Below are 14824 nucleotides of genomic sequence, written 5' to 3'. Positions count from 1 at the left end.
ATTAGTAAACTAGTACTGCACGACGGTTTTTAGCGTACACGTCTTCAGATTGACCTAGAAGAAGTGGCTTCTCTTCACCGTAGCTTACGATAGAGATTTGGTCTGCTTGAACACCTAGAGCTTGTAGGTATTTCGCTACAGCTTGTGCACGACGCTCACCAAGTGCGATGTTGTACTCAGGAGTACCGCGCTCATCAGCATGACCTTCAACAGTAACGTTCATATCAACGTTCTTAACTAGGTATGCTGCGTGAGCTGCAAGCATTTCTTCGTAGTCGCCAGCGATAGTAGAGTTATCGAATGCGAAGTAGATTGTTTGAGTTTCGCGTAGCGCTTGCTCTTTAAGCTCTTGCTCAGACAGTTGACCGTTAGCGTCAATTGGCGTTACAACAGTTGTATCTACGTTGCCTTCTGAACCTGAAGTTGTTTGGTTGCTTTCTGTGCCAGATGTTGCAGAAGTTGCTTCATCAGTTGAGCTACATGCCGTTACTGCCATCACTGGTAGTGCAATCATCAAGCCTTTAAGAACTTTGTTAAGTTGCATCTTTTTTTCCTTACGTTATCAAACTTAGTTTCTACAGCGACTAAGTGCTATAGATAGTTAAATGCCACAATAGTTAACACTATCAATAGCTAAAAGAATGTATCAAATCAACTAGAGAAACGGTGACCACGAAGGCGCTCTTACGCGTCCGTTCGTTGCCGGTAATCTAGCCTTAAAACGACCGTCGATAGAAACCATCGATAGTACGTTTGTTTTATTGTAAATAGAGCTATAGATAACCATACCTCCATTCGGTGCAATACTTGGAGATTCATCTAACAATGTTTTTGTTAGCACCTGAACCGCACCGGTTTCCAAATCTTGTTTAGCCAAGTTAAAACCCGAATTGCTACGATTAACCATAATCAGGAATCGTCCGTCAGGGGTGATCTGGCCACCTAAGTTTTGGCTACCTTGCCAAGTAATACGAGATGTCGAATTATTTGACAAATTTACATTATAAATCTGTGGTTTACCACCACGATCAGATGTGAAAATTAGAGACTTGCCATCTGGGTGCCAGAATGGTTCAGTATTGTTAGAACGACCGCGGGTAATTTGAGTCAGCTTACGGCTAGCAAGGTCGAGTGTGTACACCTGAAGACTGCCTGTTTTCGACAATACCAACGCCAATGTTTTACCATCTGGCGAGAATCTTGGCGCACCATTATGACGAGGGTATGACGTCACTTTCTCGCGCTCACCCGTGTAAATATTCATTATGAATATTTCAGCTTGGCCATTTTGGAAACTCACATACGCAAGCTTCTTACCGTCTGGCGACCATGCTGGTGACATAAGAGGTTGCTTAGAACGAAGCACCAAACGCTCGTTAAAGCCGTCGTAGTCAGCAACACGAAGCTGGTACGGGTATTTGTCTTTGTCGTTCACAACTACGTAAGAAATACGCGTTAGAAACGCCCCTTTCTCACCCGTTAGCTCTTCATACACTAAATCAGAGATTCGGTGTGCGTACTCTCTCAAGCGTTTACCAGGCACTGTCGCTTTCTTGTTGAACAGCACATGATCTTTAGAAAGTACTAATTGGCCTTCATCGCTTAGTGCACGGCTTTGCCCTTTAGTCAGTTGACCACGAACAATGTCGATCAGTTGGTAGTTCACCACATACTGCCCTTCGGCATTTTTAGTGATGCTACCTGTTAGCAGTGAATCAACACCTAGGTTAGTCCAAGCATCAAAATTCACCTCGGTTTCGCTGTAAGGCGTTTGAGGCATTTTACTTGTCGCAACTGGGCTAAATTTACCACTGCGTTGCAAGTCAGAAGCGATAACTGCTGACACATCGTGCGGCAATGGTCCTGCGCCTTCCCAACGGAAAGGAACAATAGCGATAGGTCGTGCAGAGTTAATACCATCTGTAATAACCAGCTCCAGTGCCGCATGGGCAAACTGGCTGCTTGTAGCTATTAAGAAAACAAAACTCAGTAATAGTTTCTTTAACACAAGTTCGTCCTTTTACTCTGGTGATACAGTTAAGTTAATGTCTTTCAGTGATTTTATAATGTCTGGGTCCTTAGGTAACGGGTAAGATTGCACTTGTGCTACCGCACGCTTCGTTGCCGCACATAAGCGACTGTCACCATCTAAGATACTCAATCTACCTAATATCGCATTAGATCCCGTTGGAATAAGCTTTAGGTTCACTCGACATGAACGACCTCTGTAGCTGTCTTCTAACAACAAGTTTTGTTGAATGAGTTGGGTATAGATAGCACCATAACGCTGCGCTTCATCACTAATAAATTGTTGTCTAGCTGAAGAGTTTTGAGTCGCTTCAGTTTCAAGCCCAGCAAAAATATCATTCAATGCCGCTTCTTGCTGTTTACGCTCTTTCTCCGCTCTTGCTGCAGCTTCTTTCGCTTTACGAGCTTTTTCTGCTGCGGCTGCCGCTTCTTTCTCTTTCGCTATACGTTGTTTCTCAGCACGCTCAGCGGCTTCTTTTTCTTTACGGGCTTTTTCAGCGGCCTCTTTCGCGGCTTTTTCTTTCGCCACGCGTTCTTGTTCAGCTTTAGCAATGGCCGCTTCTTTTGCCTTGCGTTCTTTCTCTGCTTTCACAACCGCGGCTTCTTTCAACTTACGATCAGCTTCTGCTTTAGCGGCTTTCTTTTTCTCTTGTTTTAAGCGAGCCTCTTCAACTTTACGTTGCTTTTCATTTTCAACTCGACGCTTTTCCGCGTCGCGAGCCGCTTTGGCTTCTTTAGCTTGCTTTTCTTTCAGCTTTCGAATGTTCTCTTCTTCTTCAGCTTTACGATTTTTTTCAAGTCGTTCGCTTTCACGTCTTAGTTTATCTAAACGCTCTTGCTCTTTTTTGCTCGCCGCTTCTCTTTGTTGGCGAATCTGTTGAGCTTGTTGGCGAACCAACTGAGGATCAATCACCACGGCTTGAACCATCTGCCCAGTAGGCTTTGGTTCCGACATCGTGAAATCCGCCCCCCAAATAAGCGCAACGAATAAGATGACGTGCAGCCCAAGAGAGATAAGAAGCGGTGATCTAAAATTATTGGATTTCTTATTATTCGCTTTCATGAATGCTACGGAGCTATTCCCTTATATCCGTTAATAGGCCAACCTTTGGCACACCTGCACGGCTTAATTCATCAAGTAATAAAACCACTTCAGCGTAAGGCGTTGCGGCATCACCACCAACAGCCACTGGAGAGTTTGGCTTAAGAGACAGCTCAGCTTTCACTCGGACGATAATGTCTTCCATCGATAAACCACGCTGTACTTCTTCGTTGTTCACACTCAAACCAAGCTCACCGTCTTTGTTCACTTCAACGATAATAAAGCTCGCATTGTCGTCACCCAATAGATCTTGTGCAGACTGAGCCGTTGAAGCCTTAGGCAATTCAACATCTACGCCTTGAGTAACGAATGGCGAAGTCACCATAAAAATGATCAGCAAAACAAGCATAACGTCGATGTAAGGTACAACGTTAATCTCTGCTGTCATTTTGCGTTTTTTAGGTTGGTATCCGGCCATCTATTATTCCCTGCCAGCCATCGCTTGACGGTGAAGAATACTGTGAAACTCTTCAGAGAAAGTCGCGTAGTTGTGCTCTAGCTTGCCTACTCGGCTGCTGAAGCGGTTGTACGCCATTACTGCTGGAATCGCAGCGAATAGACCCATTGCTGTCGCGATCAGTGCTTCTGCAATACCAGGAGCAACCATTGCTAATGTCGCTTGCTTCACTTCACCTAATGCGATGAATGAGTGCATGATGCCCCAAACCGTACCAAATAGGCCGATGTATGGGCTGATAGAACCGACAGTCGCCAAAAAAGGTAAGTTAGTTTCCAGTTCATCAACTTCGCGGGCAACCGCAACACGCATTGCACGACCAGTGCCTTCCATTATGAAGTCTGGAGACGCTGCATTTGATTTTCGAAGGCGAGCAAACTCTGTGAAGCCGGCGTAGAAAATCTCTTCAGTACCAGAGAGTTCGTCTTTGCGCTTATTACTCTCCTGATACAATTTAGCGAGATCAACACCAGACCAGAACTTATCTTCAAACACGTCAGTTTGTTTAGTAGCTTGAGATAATACTTTGCTTCGTTTGATGATCATCGCCCAAGAAACAACAGACATGCCCATGAGAATTAGCATGACCATCTTAACTAGTAAGCTAGCTTCTAAAATTAGGCCTAAGATTGAGATTTCAGCAGTCACTATTCGTTAGCTCCGTGAGAATAAATGTTGGCATTGCTTTGGGTTTCATTTTTTGATTGTCGATACATGCTACCTTAACCATTGCTTTACACAATGCTTTGCCATCAGGATTTACGATCTCTTGACAGAAGACTAAGGTAGCTCGCTTCAACTCGTAAATATTTGTAATGACTTGTAAAGAATCATCAAGGCGCGCACCTTGAATAAAATCGATGTCCATATGTCGGACTACAAAACCGATATTTTGTTCTAACAAGACTTGCTGAGAGACGCCAATTGAGCGCAACATCTCAGTTCGAGCGCGTTCGAAAAACTTAAGATAGTTTGAATGGTATACAACACCACCTGCATCGGTGTCTTCGTAATACACTGTCACTGGCCACGTAAATGGCTTAGATAATCCCTGCAATTTGATACCACAATTCAAAACGATAAAGATCTCACTATAACCTAACTCCTTATCATTAATAGTATATCGCTGTGAATTTTTTGATTTAAGAGACGAAAAAAAAGGCCATCTGTATAAGATGACCTCTTTTTGGCTAAAAACCCAACAAGTATAAAGGTTCACGTCGTTATGAACCTAAATCCTTTGCCTTTTATAAAAGGCGCAGCACCGTTAGGTAGAGCAAAATTGTGAGTGAAACGTATGGGCTGAACAGTAGTTGCCACATCCAAGCTCTCGGCTTAAATCCGATACCGTAAACCATGCTTGAACATGCTGCCCAAATGAACATTGGCCCGATGATCGCGTTAAAGCCACCGATGCTTGTCGCATACGCTTCAGGTTCCCACATCACTAAACCAACATGCATGAACCCCAATACTAGAGATAAAGCTCTTAACAGAGTCTTATCCATTGGTTGATGCAGTTTAGCGATTTGCTCTGCGAGATTACTCACTGTCTTTATCCATCATTTCTGAATGCTCTAACCATAGAGCATTGATGATGCCGAATGCACATGCTAGAAGTACACCCAAAATCCATGCGAAATACCACATAAAATTTCTCCTAAGTTATTTAACTTCTAGCTTAGTAAGCTGAAACGTCGTTATCTTCGATGTGTTTCTTATCTAGACGACCGAACATTTTGTAGTATGTCCACGTTGTGTAGCCAAGAATCACAGGAACCATTATCGCCGCAACTCCAGTCATAAGACCAAGCGTTAGCTCACTTGCTGTTGAATCCCACATAGTCAAGCTATGGTTAGGGTTCCAGCTTGATGGCATTACGAATGGGAACATTGCAAAACCAGCCGTTAGAATAACACCAGCGTTAGATAGACTTGAGAACAAGAATGCGAAACCACCACGCTCAAAGCGAGATGCAATCACAGCAAGCAGTGGCATTACTACACCAAGAATCGGCGCAGCCCACATTGCTGGATACGTTTCGAAGTTTGTCATCCAAGCACCAACTTGAGGTGATACTTCTTTATTTAGTGGGTTTGAATCAGCAAACGTGTCTATCGTGCTTGTAATTACATAGCCTTCGATAGATTGAACCCAGAAACCACCGATAACGAACAGAGCAATAGCAATTAGGCCAGTGATCTGAGCAACGTTACGTGCGCGGCTGTGCAGTTCTTCTGTTGTCTTCATTTGAAGCCATGTTGCACCTTGCATCACGAACAACATCAGAGCCAACACGCCACATAGCAATGCAAACGGGTTTAGCAGAGCGAAGAACGTACCATGGTACTTAGACATCATCAGGTAGTTCAGCTCGAATGGAACACCTTGTAGTAAATTACCAAATGCTACACCGAAGATGATTGGCGGAACTGTGCCACTAAAGCAAAGTGCGTAGTCCCATGCCTTACGCCATTTTGGCTCTTCAATCTTTGAGCGGTAATCAAGCGCAAGTGGACGTAGCCAAAGTGCTGCTAGCGTCACGTACATTGCGAAGTAGAAACCAGAAAACGACGTTGCGTAAACCAATGGCCATGCAGCGAACAATGCACCACCAGCCGTAATTAGCCATACTTGGTTGCCATCCCAGTGAGGGGCAATAGTATTCAGCATAATACGACGTTCAGTGTCGCTCTTACCGATAACCGGTGAAAGAGCAGCAACACCCATGTCAAAGCCGTCAGTTACGGCGAAACCAACCAGTAGAACACCGATCAATACCCACCAAATAAGTCGTAAGCTTTCGTAATCAAACATAATATTCCCTCACTTATACTTCGACTGAACGGCTAACTTTGTCTTCAACAGAGTTATCGTTTTGTTCAAAGTGGTAACGGCCTGTCTTTAAGCTACTTGGACCTTTACGTGCGAATTTCAGCATTAGGTAAACTTCAGCAATCAAGAACACTGTGTACAGTGCAAGAATTGCAAATAGAGAAGTCCAAAGCTGTTCAATAGTCAGTGCTGATGCAGCAACGTTAACCGGCAGGATTTCACCAACCGCCCATGGTTGACGACCAAATTCAGCAACAAACCAACCTGCTTCAATCGCAATCCAAGGTAGTGGGATTGAGAATAGCGCCGCTTTAAGTACCCATGGTTTCTGTTCGATCTTCTGACGACACGTTTGAACAAACGCCGCACCGAATACAAACAGCATGATGAAGCCACAAGCAACCATCAGACGGAACGACCAGAATAGAGGCCAAACTGTTGGGATAGAATCATCCGCAGCCATTTGGATTTGGTCTTCTGTTGCATCAACAACATCGTCTGTGTAGCGCTTAAGAAGCAGACCGTAACCTAGGTCACCTTTTACTTCGTCAAATGCCGCTTTGTTCTCTTCTGAACGGTCACCACCACGTAGCTTTTCAAGCAACTCATACGCATACATACCGGTACGAATACGATCAACGTGATCGTCGCGCAAGTCACGTAGTCCTGTTACTTCTGTATCAAAAGAACGTGTTGCAATAATACCCATAACGTAAGGGATCTTAATTGCGTAGTCTGTGTGCATGGTTTCTTGGTTTGGAACACCAAATACAGTGAACGCGGCCGGTGCTTCTTCAGTGTGCCATTCAGCTTCAATAGCTGCTAGCTTCACTTTTTGAACTTCACCAAGCTCGTAACCAGATTCATCACCTAGCACGATTACTGACAAGATTGCCGCCATACCGAAAGATGCTGCAATCGCAAAAGAGCGACGAGCAAAGGCAAGGTCACGACCTTTAAGAATGTAGTATGAGCTGATACCAAGGATGAACATTGCACCCGTTGTGTAACCAGACGCTACTGTGTGTACGAATTTAACCTGCGCTACTGGGTTTAGGACAACTTCAGCGAAGCTCACCATTTCCATACGCATGGTTTCAAAGTTAAATTCCGCACCCACTGGGTTTTGCATCCAGCCGTTCGCTACCAAAATCCAAAGCGCTGAGAAGTTAGAGCCAAGAGCTACTAACCACGTTACCGCTAAGTGCTGACGCTTCGACAATCTGTCCCAACCGAAGAAGAAAAGACCAACAAAAGTAGACTCTAGGAAGAATGCAACAAGCGCTTCGATAGCCAGCGGAGCACCAAAGATGTCGCCAACATAGTGAGAATAGTAAGACCAGTTAGTACCGAACTGGAACTCCATGGTTAAGCCTGTCGCTACACCAAGAGCAAAGTTAATACCAAACAATTTACCCCAGAACTTAGTCATGTCCTTGTAAATTTGCTTGCCAGTCATTACATAAACTGACTCCATAATGGCAAGTAGAAATGCCATACCTAAAGTCAGTGGAACAAATAGGAAGTGATACATCGCTGTAAATGCAAATTGCAATCGCGACAGATCAACAACATCAATCATGGTAACTCCTTTGTGTCGGCTGAATGACACTTGTGTGATTATTCACCGCAAAAATCCATGTTAAAACAATTTGTGTAATTGTTATTACAAATTGAAATTTGTAGCAAAAACGTACCGTTATAGTTAGATTATTGTTAAGCATGAGCTAATATAGCTGGCGCTAATATTACTGGTAAAATCAGTATGTTTCAAAAGGTTTATAGGAGAACCTTGCGTTGATTTGTATCAATTTTATTCGAGCAAATTAGAGTTATTTTTGTACAATCATGATTAAAATCACACCAATTTAGCCTCTGTTAATAACAGCGCATGATATCTGTGACAAAAGCTCAGCACCACTTCAACATACGAATTACAACTACCTATAAAGTATTAACAAAAAATATGACAACTTATTTCATTTTTTGCTAGCTAAATCAAACCTGCAATCAAAGTTTTCATTTTTGACAGAGGCTATTCAGCCTTTTTATCGAATCGCTCAAAGAGTTGTTATTCAATAAAAAGCAAAAAAATCCCAGCGCTTATGCAACTGGGATCTTTGAAAATGAATAATTTAACGATTAGACGGTTTATCTATTCCAAAGTGTAAATACGCTCTGTCGGTCGCGATTCGACCTCTTGGCGTTCTTTGTAAGTAACCTTGCTGAATCAAGTAAGGCTCCAACACATCTTCAATGGTGTCTCTCTCTTCACCAATCGCAGCTGCCATGTTGTCGATACCAACCGGACCACCACCAAACTTCTCCATGATCGCAAGCAGAAGCTTTCTGTCCATGTAGTCAAAGCCTTTGGCATCAACGTCCAACATATTGAGTGCCTTATCCGCTACGTCTGGGCAAATATGTCCGTCGCCTTTCACTTCCGCATAATCTCGTACACGGCGTAATAAGCGGTTCGCGATACGCGGTGTACCACGAGCACGACGAGCAATTTCTAATGCCCCATCCGACTCCAATGAAAGTCCAAGGCAATCTGCACTGCGCTGAACGATATTTTGAAGGTCTTCAACCTTGTAGTACTCAAGACGCTGAGTAATACCAAAACGGTCACGTAATGGCGATGTTAGTGAGCCAGCACGAGTGGTTGCGCCAATCAAAGTAAAAGGAGGAAGGTCAATCTTGATAGAGCGAGCCGCAGGGCCTTCACCAATCATAATATCCAATTGGTAATCTTCCATTGCTGGATACAGAACCTCTTCAACCACAGGGCTTAAGCGGTGGATCTCATCAATGAACAGCACATCATTTTCTTCAAGGTTAGTCAGTAGCGCCGCAAGGTCACCGGCTTTCTCAAGAACAGGGCCTGAAGTGGTACGGATGCTCACATCCATTTCATTGGCAACAATGTTTGCCAATGTGGTTTTACCTAAACCGGGAGGGCCAAAAATCAACAGATGATCCAGAGCTTCATTTCGCATTTGAGCGGCTTGAATGAAAATCTCCATCTGGTTACGAACGTGGTCCTGACCTTGATAGTCGGCAAGTGCTTTAGGGCGTATTGCGCGATCAATGACATCTTCATCTTTAAAGACCGGATTATCCGGTGCAATCAGGCGATCGGCTTCAATCATAAATTCTGTTATTCCTAACTCTGCTCTTCCTGACTCTGCGCTTCTTGACTCTGTGTAAAGGCAAAGTGAATGAGTCTATTTTGTAGAACAAGTATATGAGGTATTAAACCATCGACTTTAGTGCTTCGCGAATCAATTGTTCACTTGTCATGCCATCTTTAGCCACTTGAGAAACCACCTTAGAAGCTTGGGTCGGCTTGTAGCCTAATGCAAGTAGTGCACTTACCGCTTCTTCTTCCGCGTCGTGCACCGTTGGCATAGAGTCCATTGGCGCTGCATCTGTTGCAGGTGTAAACAGGTCACCTGCGCCCCACCCTTTCAGGCGGTCTTTCATTTCAACGACCAGACGTTCTGCGGTTTTCTTACCAACACCCGGCAGTTTAACCAGCGTTGAGATATCTTCTCGTTCAACACTTTGAACGAATTGGCTAGCGGTCATGCCTGAAAGAATCCCAAGACCAAGTTTAGGACCGACACCATTCGCTTTAATCACTTCACGGAACAAGGCGCGCTCTTTAACCGTGTTAAAACCATAAAGTAGCTGAGCATCTTCACGTACCACAAAATGAGTGTAGATAATTGCTTCTTCGCCTACGTTTGGTAACTCATAAAAACAGCTCATTGGCATTTGAACTTCATAACCAACACCACTGACTTCAATCAATAATTCTGGTGGCTGTTTTTCTATTAATGTACCGCGGAGACGTCCAATCACAATTCACTCTCTTGATGGAATTTAATTTGGAGGACAGAATATAAAAGAACTGGATACTTATCCAGTTCTTTGTGTTTTTTGAAGTGAATTATTTAGACTTGCTTGGCTTGCGAGACCACGCAGTTCAAGCTCGCGACCAGTTCTTTAACCGAAGTCACATGACCTGTTAGCTCAGAACCATAATTAGCGACTAAGCCTGACACCGATTTAGTTTCCGCCACACTTTGGGCAACTTCTGAACTGGCGAGATCGAGCTCTTTTAACGAATTCATCTGCATCGCCATAATATTGGTAAGCTGATTAACATCTGTTGATATGGTTTGCACCTCAGAGATAATACCGTTCATCTCGCTTGCCGTGGTTTCGATAATCGCTCTTCCGTGTTCAACTTCTTCTTTACTGCGGTCTAACAAAGTTCGAATCTCTATCGCGGAATGGCTGCTTTTCGCCGATAATTCTCGCACTTGATCAGCGACGACAGCAAAGCCTCGTCCCTCTTCACCTGCACGCGCAGCTTCGATTGCCGCGTTGAGTGCTAACAGGTTGGTTTGCTCAGCAACCGAAGTGATCAAATCAGCGACTTTCATGATTTCTTGATTACTTTGAATGATCTGGCTGATTGCACTGGTTGAGGCTTCTAGTGACTCTGAACTCTTTTGCGCTTTTGTGCCAACCGCTTCGCTACGCTCTTTCAGTTCACCTACAAATGAATTGGATTCTTCAATGCCTTGAGTCATTTGATGGAGTTGTTGGCTCATCTCTTCTGCAGCGCTCGCTTGAGATTCACAATTGACATTCAACACTTCGACTTGAGCATGCAAGTCTTGTGACTGCTGTTCTAAATGAACCGAAACACCTTGTAGACTCTCTGAATTCGAATTAGCTTGATCAAGCACCACCGAGAGTCGCCCTTCACTTTGAGTCGCTTGATTGGCAATCTGTTGGCTTTCTGAAATCGCATCCTCTGCCATTTCGATCGCCACCTCTTTCTGTTTCGCAGTAAATGCTTGGGCAATGCAGATCACCACCAACGGCATAATCACACCAGACCAAGTTTCTACCACTACCGCATCAGGAGTTAACTCAAGCTGGGGAAATGCAAATCCATTGAGATGTGCTGAGGTCATCACTAATGAAACACCGATAACCAGTCCACTCCACACCAAAGCCACAATTCGTGTTCCTGACAAGAAAAAAGCGACTACTAACAACGGCACCCAATAAGCTTGAGTGGAAGCCACAACCCCACCACTTTGATAAATGATGTTCAACGCGTGTACCGCCATGCCGACAAAACCAAAGTTAAGTGCAAAGCTCGGCTTACTCGTCACACGAAGTAGCAGTGCAGAGATCAGTTCGAATACGATAAGAAATACAGATGTGGCGATCAGAAGTTGCTCTTCGTGCTTAGTCCACTTGATTAAGCTATAGACACCCACGAAGAATGCGATAAAAGTGAAGAGTAATAAGATATCGGCTTGTCTGACTTCGTTGTTACTCCAGCCATTGCTTTTAGGTAGAAACAGCGCGCGCCACAGCTTGATTGGGTTCATCAGTGATCATCCTTGATTAACTTATAAGACCTCCGACCAATGTTAATAACATGTTAAATGATACGCAATGTTATTATCTGGGTTCTGTTCGAAAGATCTCATTTCATCAAGGATTTAGGTGCGTATTGTTTTGATATGAGCCAAACGGGGCGTAAGGCTCATCGAAAGAAAACTTCTAGAAAGCGATAGGGGGATTAACGGTAGCGTCCTTTTCTCGCACCTGTCGCTTTACCTGCCAGTGCAACCAAGGTTTTATTGGTGTTAGCGTGAGTGATCGCTACGCCGAGAGCATCGGCAGCATCAGCCTGGGGTTTGGCAGGTAGCTTGAGCATGCTCATCACCATGTTCTGAACCATCGACTTATCAGCACCACCATTACCTGTCACCGCTTGTTTGATCAAACGAGCCGCATATTCATGAACAGGTAAATCTGCATTCACCGCTGCCACAATCGCGCTACCTCGAGCTTGTCCAAGCTTAAGTGCAGAGTCAGCGTTCTTCGACATGAAAACCTGCTCGATCGCAAACACATCCGGTTGGAACTGAGTGATGATTTCGCTCACGCCAGCGTAAATCTGTTTTAGTCGACCTGGCAGTTCTTTTTCGGAAGTACGAATACAACCACTACCTAAGTAATATAGATGGCGACCATTTTGACGAATCACGCCATAGCCGGTAATGCGAGAGCCAGGGTCAATCCCTAAGATAATAGACATAACTTCAATACTGATTATTTATACATGCTTTTCAGCTTAGTATATCGAACGCAAAAAAAAATGCCCGTCAAATTAACGGGCATTTTCTAATTTACTCACAAATCTTGACTAATTAATTAAGAGCTCTCTATCAACTAGGATCTCTTCATCAACGAGAAAGATAACAGGCTTACGCTTGCTCTTTCTTCTCTGCCAATTTAACAGCGATTGCTAGCTCTTCCAGTGATGCTGGGTTTGCTAGGCTTGGCGCATCTGTTAGTAGACATGCTGCTGCTGTTGTTTTCGGGAATGCGATAACATCACGGATATTCTCTGTACCACAAAGTAGCATTGCTAGACGGTCAAGACCGAATGCTAGACCTGCGTGTGGTGGCGTACCGTACTTAAGTGCTTCAAGTAGGAAGCCGAACTTCTCTTGTTGCTCTTTAGCTTCAATACCTAGGATACCGAATACAGCCGTTTGCATTTCTGCGCTATGAATACGTACCGAACCACCGCCTACTTCGTAGCCGTTGATTACCATGTCGTATGCATCAGAGTTTGCTGCTGCTGGGTTCGCTTTTAGCTCTTCCGCGTTCACACCTAGTGGCGATGTGAATGGGTGGTGCATTGCGTGTAGGTTACCTTCGCCGTCTTCTTCGAACATTGGGAAGTCAACAACCCACAGTGGAGCCCATGCAGATGTGTCTGTTAGCTCTAGATCAGTACCTAGTTTAAGACGAAGTGCGCCCATTGCTTCAGCAACGATGCCCGCTTTGTCTGCGCCAAACAGAATGATATCGCCAGATTCAGCTTGAGTGCGATCTAGAATACCGTTGATTACGTCTTCGCTTAGGAATTTAGCAACTGGAGATTGAATACCTTCCATGCCTGCAGCACGGTCGTTAACCTTCATCCAAGCTAGGCCTTTCGCGCCGTAGATGTTTACGTGTTCAGCGTAACCGTCAATTTGCTTACGAGTTAGCTTAGCACCACCTGGAACACGGATAACCGCTACGCGACCTTTTTCGTCGTTAGCTGGGCCAGAGAATACTTTGAACTCAACGTCTTTAACCAAGTCAGCAACGTCCACTAGCTCTAGTGGGTTACGTAGATCTGGCTTATCAGAACCGAAACGACGAATCGCTTCAGAGAAAGGCATTACTGGGAATTGACCTAGTTCAACATCTAGAAGTTCTTTCCACATATCGTGAACAAGCTTCTCAGTCACGTTACGCACTTCTTGAGAAGTCATGAAAGATGTTTCGATATCGATTTGAGTAAATTCAGGCTGACGGTCAGCACGTAAATCTTCATCACGGAAACATTTAACGATTTGGTAGTAACGGTCAAAACCAGACATCATCAGCAGTTGCTTGAACAGCTGAGGAGATTGAGGAAGTGCGTAGAAGCTACCTTTGTGAACACGGCTTGGTACCAGGTAATCACGAGCACCTTCTGGTGTCGCTTTCGTTAGTACTGGCGTTTCGATGTCTAGGAATAGGTTCTCGTCTAGGAAACGACGAACGAAGCTAGAAGCACGCGCACGAAGCTTGATACGGTCGCTCATTTCTGGACGACGAAGATCGATGTAACGGTACTTAAGACGCTGCTCTTCAGAGTTCGTTTGGTTGAAGTCTAGTGGAAGCGCTTCTGAACGGTTGATGATCTCTAGGCCAGTTGCGTAAAGCTCAACTTCACCCGTCGCCATATCTTTATTTACTTGGCTGTCAGGACGAACGCGTACTTCACCAGTAAATTTGATACAGAATTCATTACGCAGTTGGTTAGCGATCGGAAAGATATCTTTCATATCTGGATCGACAACAACCTGAACGACGCCTTCACGATCTCGCATATCGATAAAGATAAGACCGCCTAAATCACGGCGACGGTTTACCCAGCCGCACAATTCTACAGTTTGTCCCGCCAGGGACTTGTTCAGGTTACCACAGTAATGGGTACGCATAATGAATTTCCCAATCTCTTAATTATTTACTAATTTCCAAGCTGTCAGTGGTCATTCCACACAACAGAGCAAAGGAACATTTATACGCGGAAACTCGCTTAAAATCGACCTTCCACATTCGAATTTATTGTGTTTTATCTGGCTTTGCTGCTTTTTAGCCCATCAAGTGCGCAAAGATTCATCAAAACCGAAAAAATTGTGTTAATTATATCTCGAAAGTACCTTAATCAGCAAAACTCTCGTAAAGTAGATTTTAGGGCGCGTTGACCTTTCGTGGTTAAATTTTGTTCGAGATAAAAGCGTTTTAATCGCGGCGA

General features: G+C 44.3%; 15 protein-coding genes. All 15 read right to left on the bottom strand.

What is annotated here, in order from left to right; translation table 11 throughout:
* Position 1 precedes the first annotated feature (1 nt).
* Complete coding sequence (gene pal / locus ACED60_RS08925; RefSeq protein WP_009846381.1) at positions 2–544, bottom strand: peptidoglycan-associated lipoprotein Pal; 543 nt, start codon at positions 542–544, stop codon at positions 2–4.
* Between the two features lie 111 nt (positions 545–655).
* Positions 656–2008: a Tol-Pal system beta propeller repeat protein TolB gene (gene tolB, locus ACED60_RS08920; protein ID WP_009846380.1), complete on the bottom strand. Its 1353-nt coding sequence runs from the start codon at positions 2006–2008 to the stop codon at positions 656–658.
* A 12-nt stretch (positions 2009–2020) separates the two neighbouring features.
* On the bottom strand, positions 2021–3091 hold the full coding sequence (gene tolA / locus ACED60_RS08915) for a cell envelope integrity protein TolA (protein WP_371727350.1): 1071 nt from the start codon (positions 3089–3091) through the stop codon (positions 2021–2023).
* 13 nt (positions 3092–3104) lie between these two features.
* Positions 3105–3548, bottom strand: coding sequence for a protein TolR (gene tolR / locus ACED60_RS08910; RefSeq protein ID WP_004736481.1), 444 nt, complete (start codon positions 3546–3548; stop codon positions 3105–3107).
* A 3-nt stretch (positions 3549–3551) separates the two neighbouring features.
* On the bottom strand, positions 3552–4235 hold the full coding sequence (gene tolQ, locus ACED60_RS08905) for a protein TolQ (protein ID WP_009846377.1): 684 nt from the start codon (positions 4233–4235) through the stop codon (positions 3552–3554).
* Positions 4225–4662 carry a tol-pal system-associated acyl-CoA thioesterase gene (gene ybgC, locus ACED60_RS08900; RefSeq protein ID WP_017104273.1) on the bottom strand — a complete coding sequence of 146 codons (438 nt, stop codon included), beginning with the start codon at positions 4660–4662 and terminating at the stop codon, positions 4225–4227. Before ybgC ends, tolQ begins: the two co-directional genes overlap by 11 nt.
* Before the next feature lie 172 nt (positions 4663–4834).
* Complete coding sequence (gene ybgE / locus ACED60_RS08895) at positions 4835–5137, bottom strand: cyd operon protein YbgE (protein WP_009846375.1); 303 nt, start codon at positions 5135–5137, stop codon at positions 4835–4837.
* Positions 5130–5237 (bottom strand): cytochrome bd-I oxidase subunit CydX, encoded by a 108-nt coding sequence (gene cydX / locus ACED60_RS08890; protein WP_000270284.1) that lies wholly within the window; start codon positions 5235–5237, stop codon positions 5130–5132. Before cydX ends, ybgE begins: the two co-directional genes overlap by 8 nt.
* Before the next feature lie 31 nt (positions 5238–5268).
* Positions 5269–6405 (bottom strand): cytochrome d ubiquinol oxidase subunit II, encoded by a 1137-nt coding sequence (cydB, locus tag ACED60_RS08885; RefSeq protein WP_371709330.1) that lies wholly within the window; start codon positions 6403–6405, stop codon positions 5269–5271.
* A gap of 13 nt (positions 6406–6418) precedes the next feature.
* Positions 6419–8005 carry a cytochrome ubiquinol oxidase subunit I gene (cydA, locus tag ACED60_RS08880; protein ID WP_009846373.1) on the bottom strand — a complete coding sequence of 529 codons (1587 nt, stop codon included), beginning with the start codon at positions 8003–8005 and terminating at the stop codon, positions 6419–6421.
* A gap of 553 nt (positions 8006–8558) precedes the next feature.
* Positions 8559–9575, bottom strand: coding sequence for a Holliday junction branch migration DNA helicase RuvB (ruvB, locus tag ACED60_RS08875; RefSeq protein ID WP_102533813.1), 1017 nt, complete (start codon positions 9573–9575; stop codon positions 8559–8561).
* 103 nt (positions 9576–9678) lie between these two features.
* Positions 9679–10290 (bottom strand): Holliday junction branch migration protein RuvA, encoded by a 612-nt coding sequence (gene ruvA / locus ACED60_RS08870; protein WP_009846371.1) that lies wholly within the window; start codon positions 10288–10290, stop codon positions 9679–9681.
* A 92-nt stretch (positions 10291–10382) separates the two neighbouring features.
* Positions 10383–11843, bottom strand: a complete 1461-nt coding sequence (locus tag ACED60_RS08865; RefSeq protein ID WP_371727348.1) for a methyl-accepting chemotaxis protein — start codon at positions 11841–11843, stop codon at positions 10383–10385.
* Between the two features lie 194 nt (positions 11844–12037).
* The gene (ruvC, locus tag ACED60_RS08860) at positions 12038–12559 is read right to left on the bottom strand and encodes a crossover junction endodeoxyribonuclease RuvC (protein ID WP_009846369.1); all 522 of its coding nucleotides are present in this window, start codon (positions 12557–12559) and stop codon (positions 12038–12040) included.
* A gap of 169 nt (positions 12560–12728) precedes the next feature.
* Positions 12729–14507, bottom strand: a complete 1779-nt coding sequence (aspS, locus tag ACED60_RS08855; protein WP_122046860.1) for an aspartate--tRNA ligase — start codon at positions 14505–14507, stop codon at positions 12729–12731.
* Positions 14508–14824: the final 317 nt, after the last annotated feature.

Source organism: Vibrio sp. 1F279, assembly GCF_041439815.1.
GTDB classification, from domain to species: domain Bacteria; phylum Pseudomonadota; class Gammaproteobacteria; order Enterobacterales; family Vibrionaceae; genus Vibrio; species Vibrio tasmaniensis_A.
This window is presented reverse-complemented; position numbering and strand designations above follow the sequence as displayed.

Excerpts from the sequence above, each read along its gene's own strand:
- ruvB (WP_102533813.1), bottom strand. The coding sequence starts at position 9,575 with ATGATTGAAGCCGATCGCCTGATTGCACCGGATAATCCGGTCTTTAAA.
- aspS (WP_122046860.1), bottom strand. The coding sequence starts at position 14,507 with ATGCGTACCCATTACTGTGGTAACCTGAACAAGTCCCTGGCGGGACAA.
- tolR (WP_004736481.1), bottom strand. The coding sequence starts at position 3,548 with ATGGCCGGATACCAACCTAAAAAACGCAAAATGACAGCAGAGATTAAC.
- cydA (WP_009846373.1), bottom strand. The coding sequence starts at position 8,005 with ATGATTGATGTTGTTGATCTGTCGCGATTGCAATTTGCATTTACAGCG.
- ruvC (WP_009846369.1), bottom strand. The coding sequence starts at position 12,559 with ATGTCTATTATCTTAGGGATTGACCCTGGCTCTCGCATTACCGGCTAT.
- pal (WP_009846381.1), bottom strand. The coding sequence starts at position 544 with ATGCAACTTAACAAAGTTCTTAAAGGCTTGATGATTGCACTACCAGTG.
- ACED60_RS08865 (WP_371727348.1), bottom strand. The coding sequence starts at position 11,843 with ATGAACCCAATCAAGCTGTGGCGCGCGCTGTTTCTACCTAAAAGCAAT.
- tolA (WP_371727350.1), bottom strand. The coding sequence starts at position 3,091 with ATGAAAGCGAATAATAAGAAATCCAATAATTTTAGATCACCGCTTCTT.
- cydB (WP_371709330.1), bottom strand. The coding sequence starts at position 6,405 with ATGTTTGATTACGAAAGCTTACGACTTATTTGGTGGGTATTGATCGGT.
- cydX (WP_000270284.1), bottom strand. The coding sequence starts at position 5,237 with ATGTGGTATTTCGCATGGATTTTGGGTGTACTTCTAGCATGTGCATTC.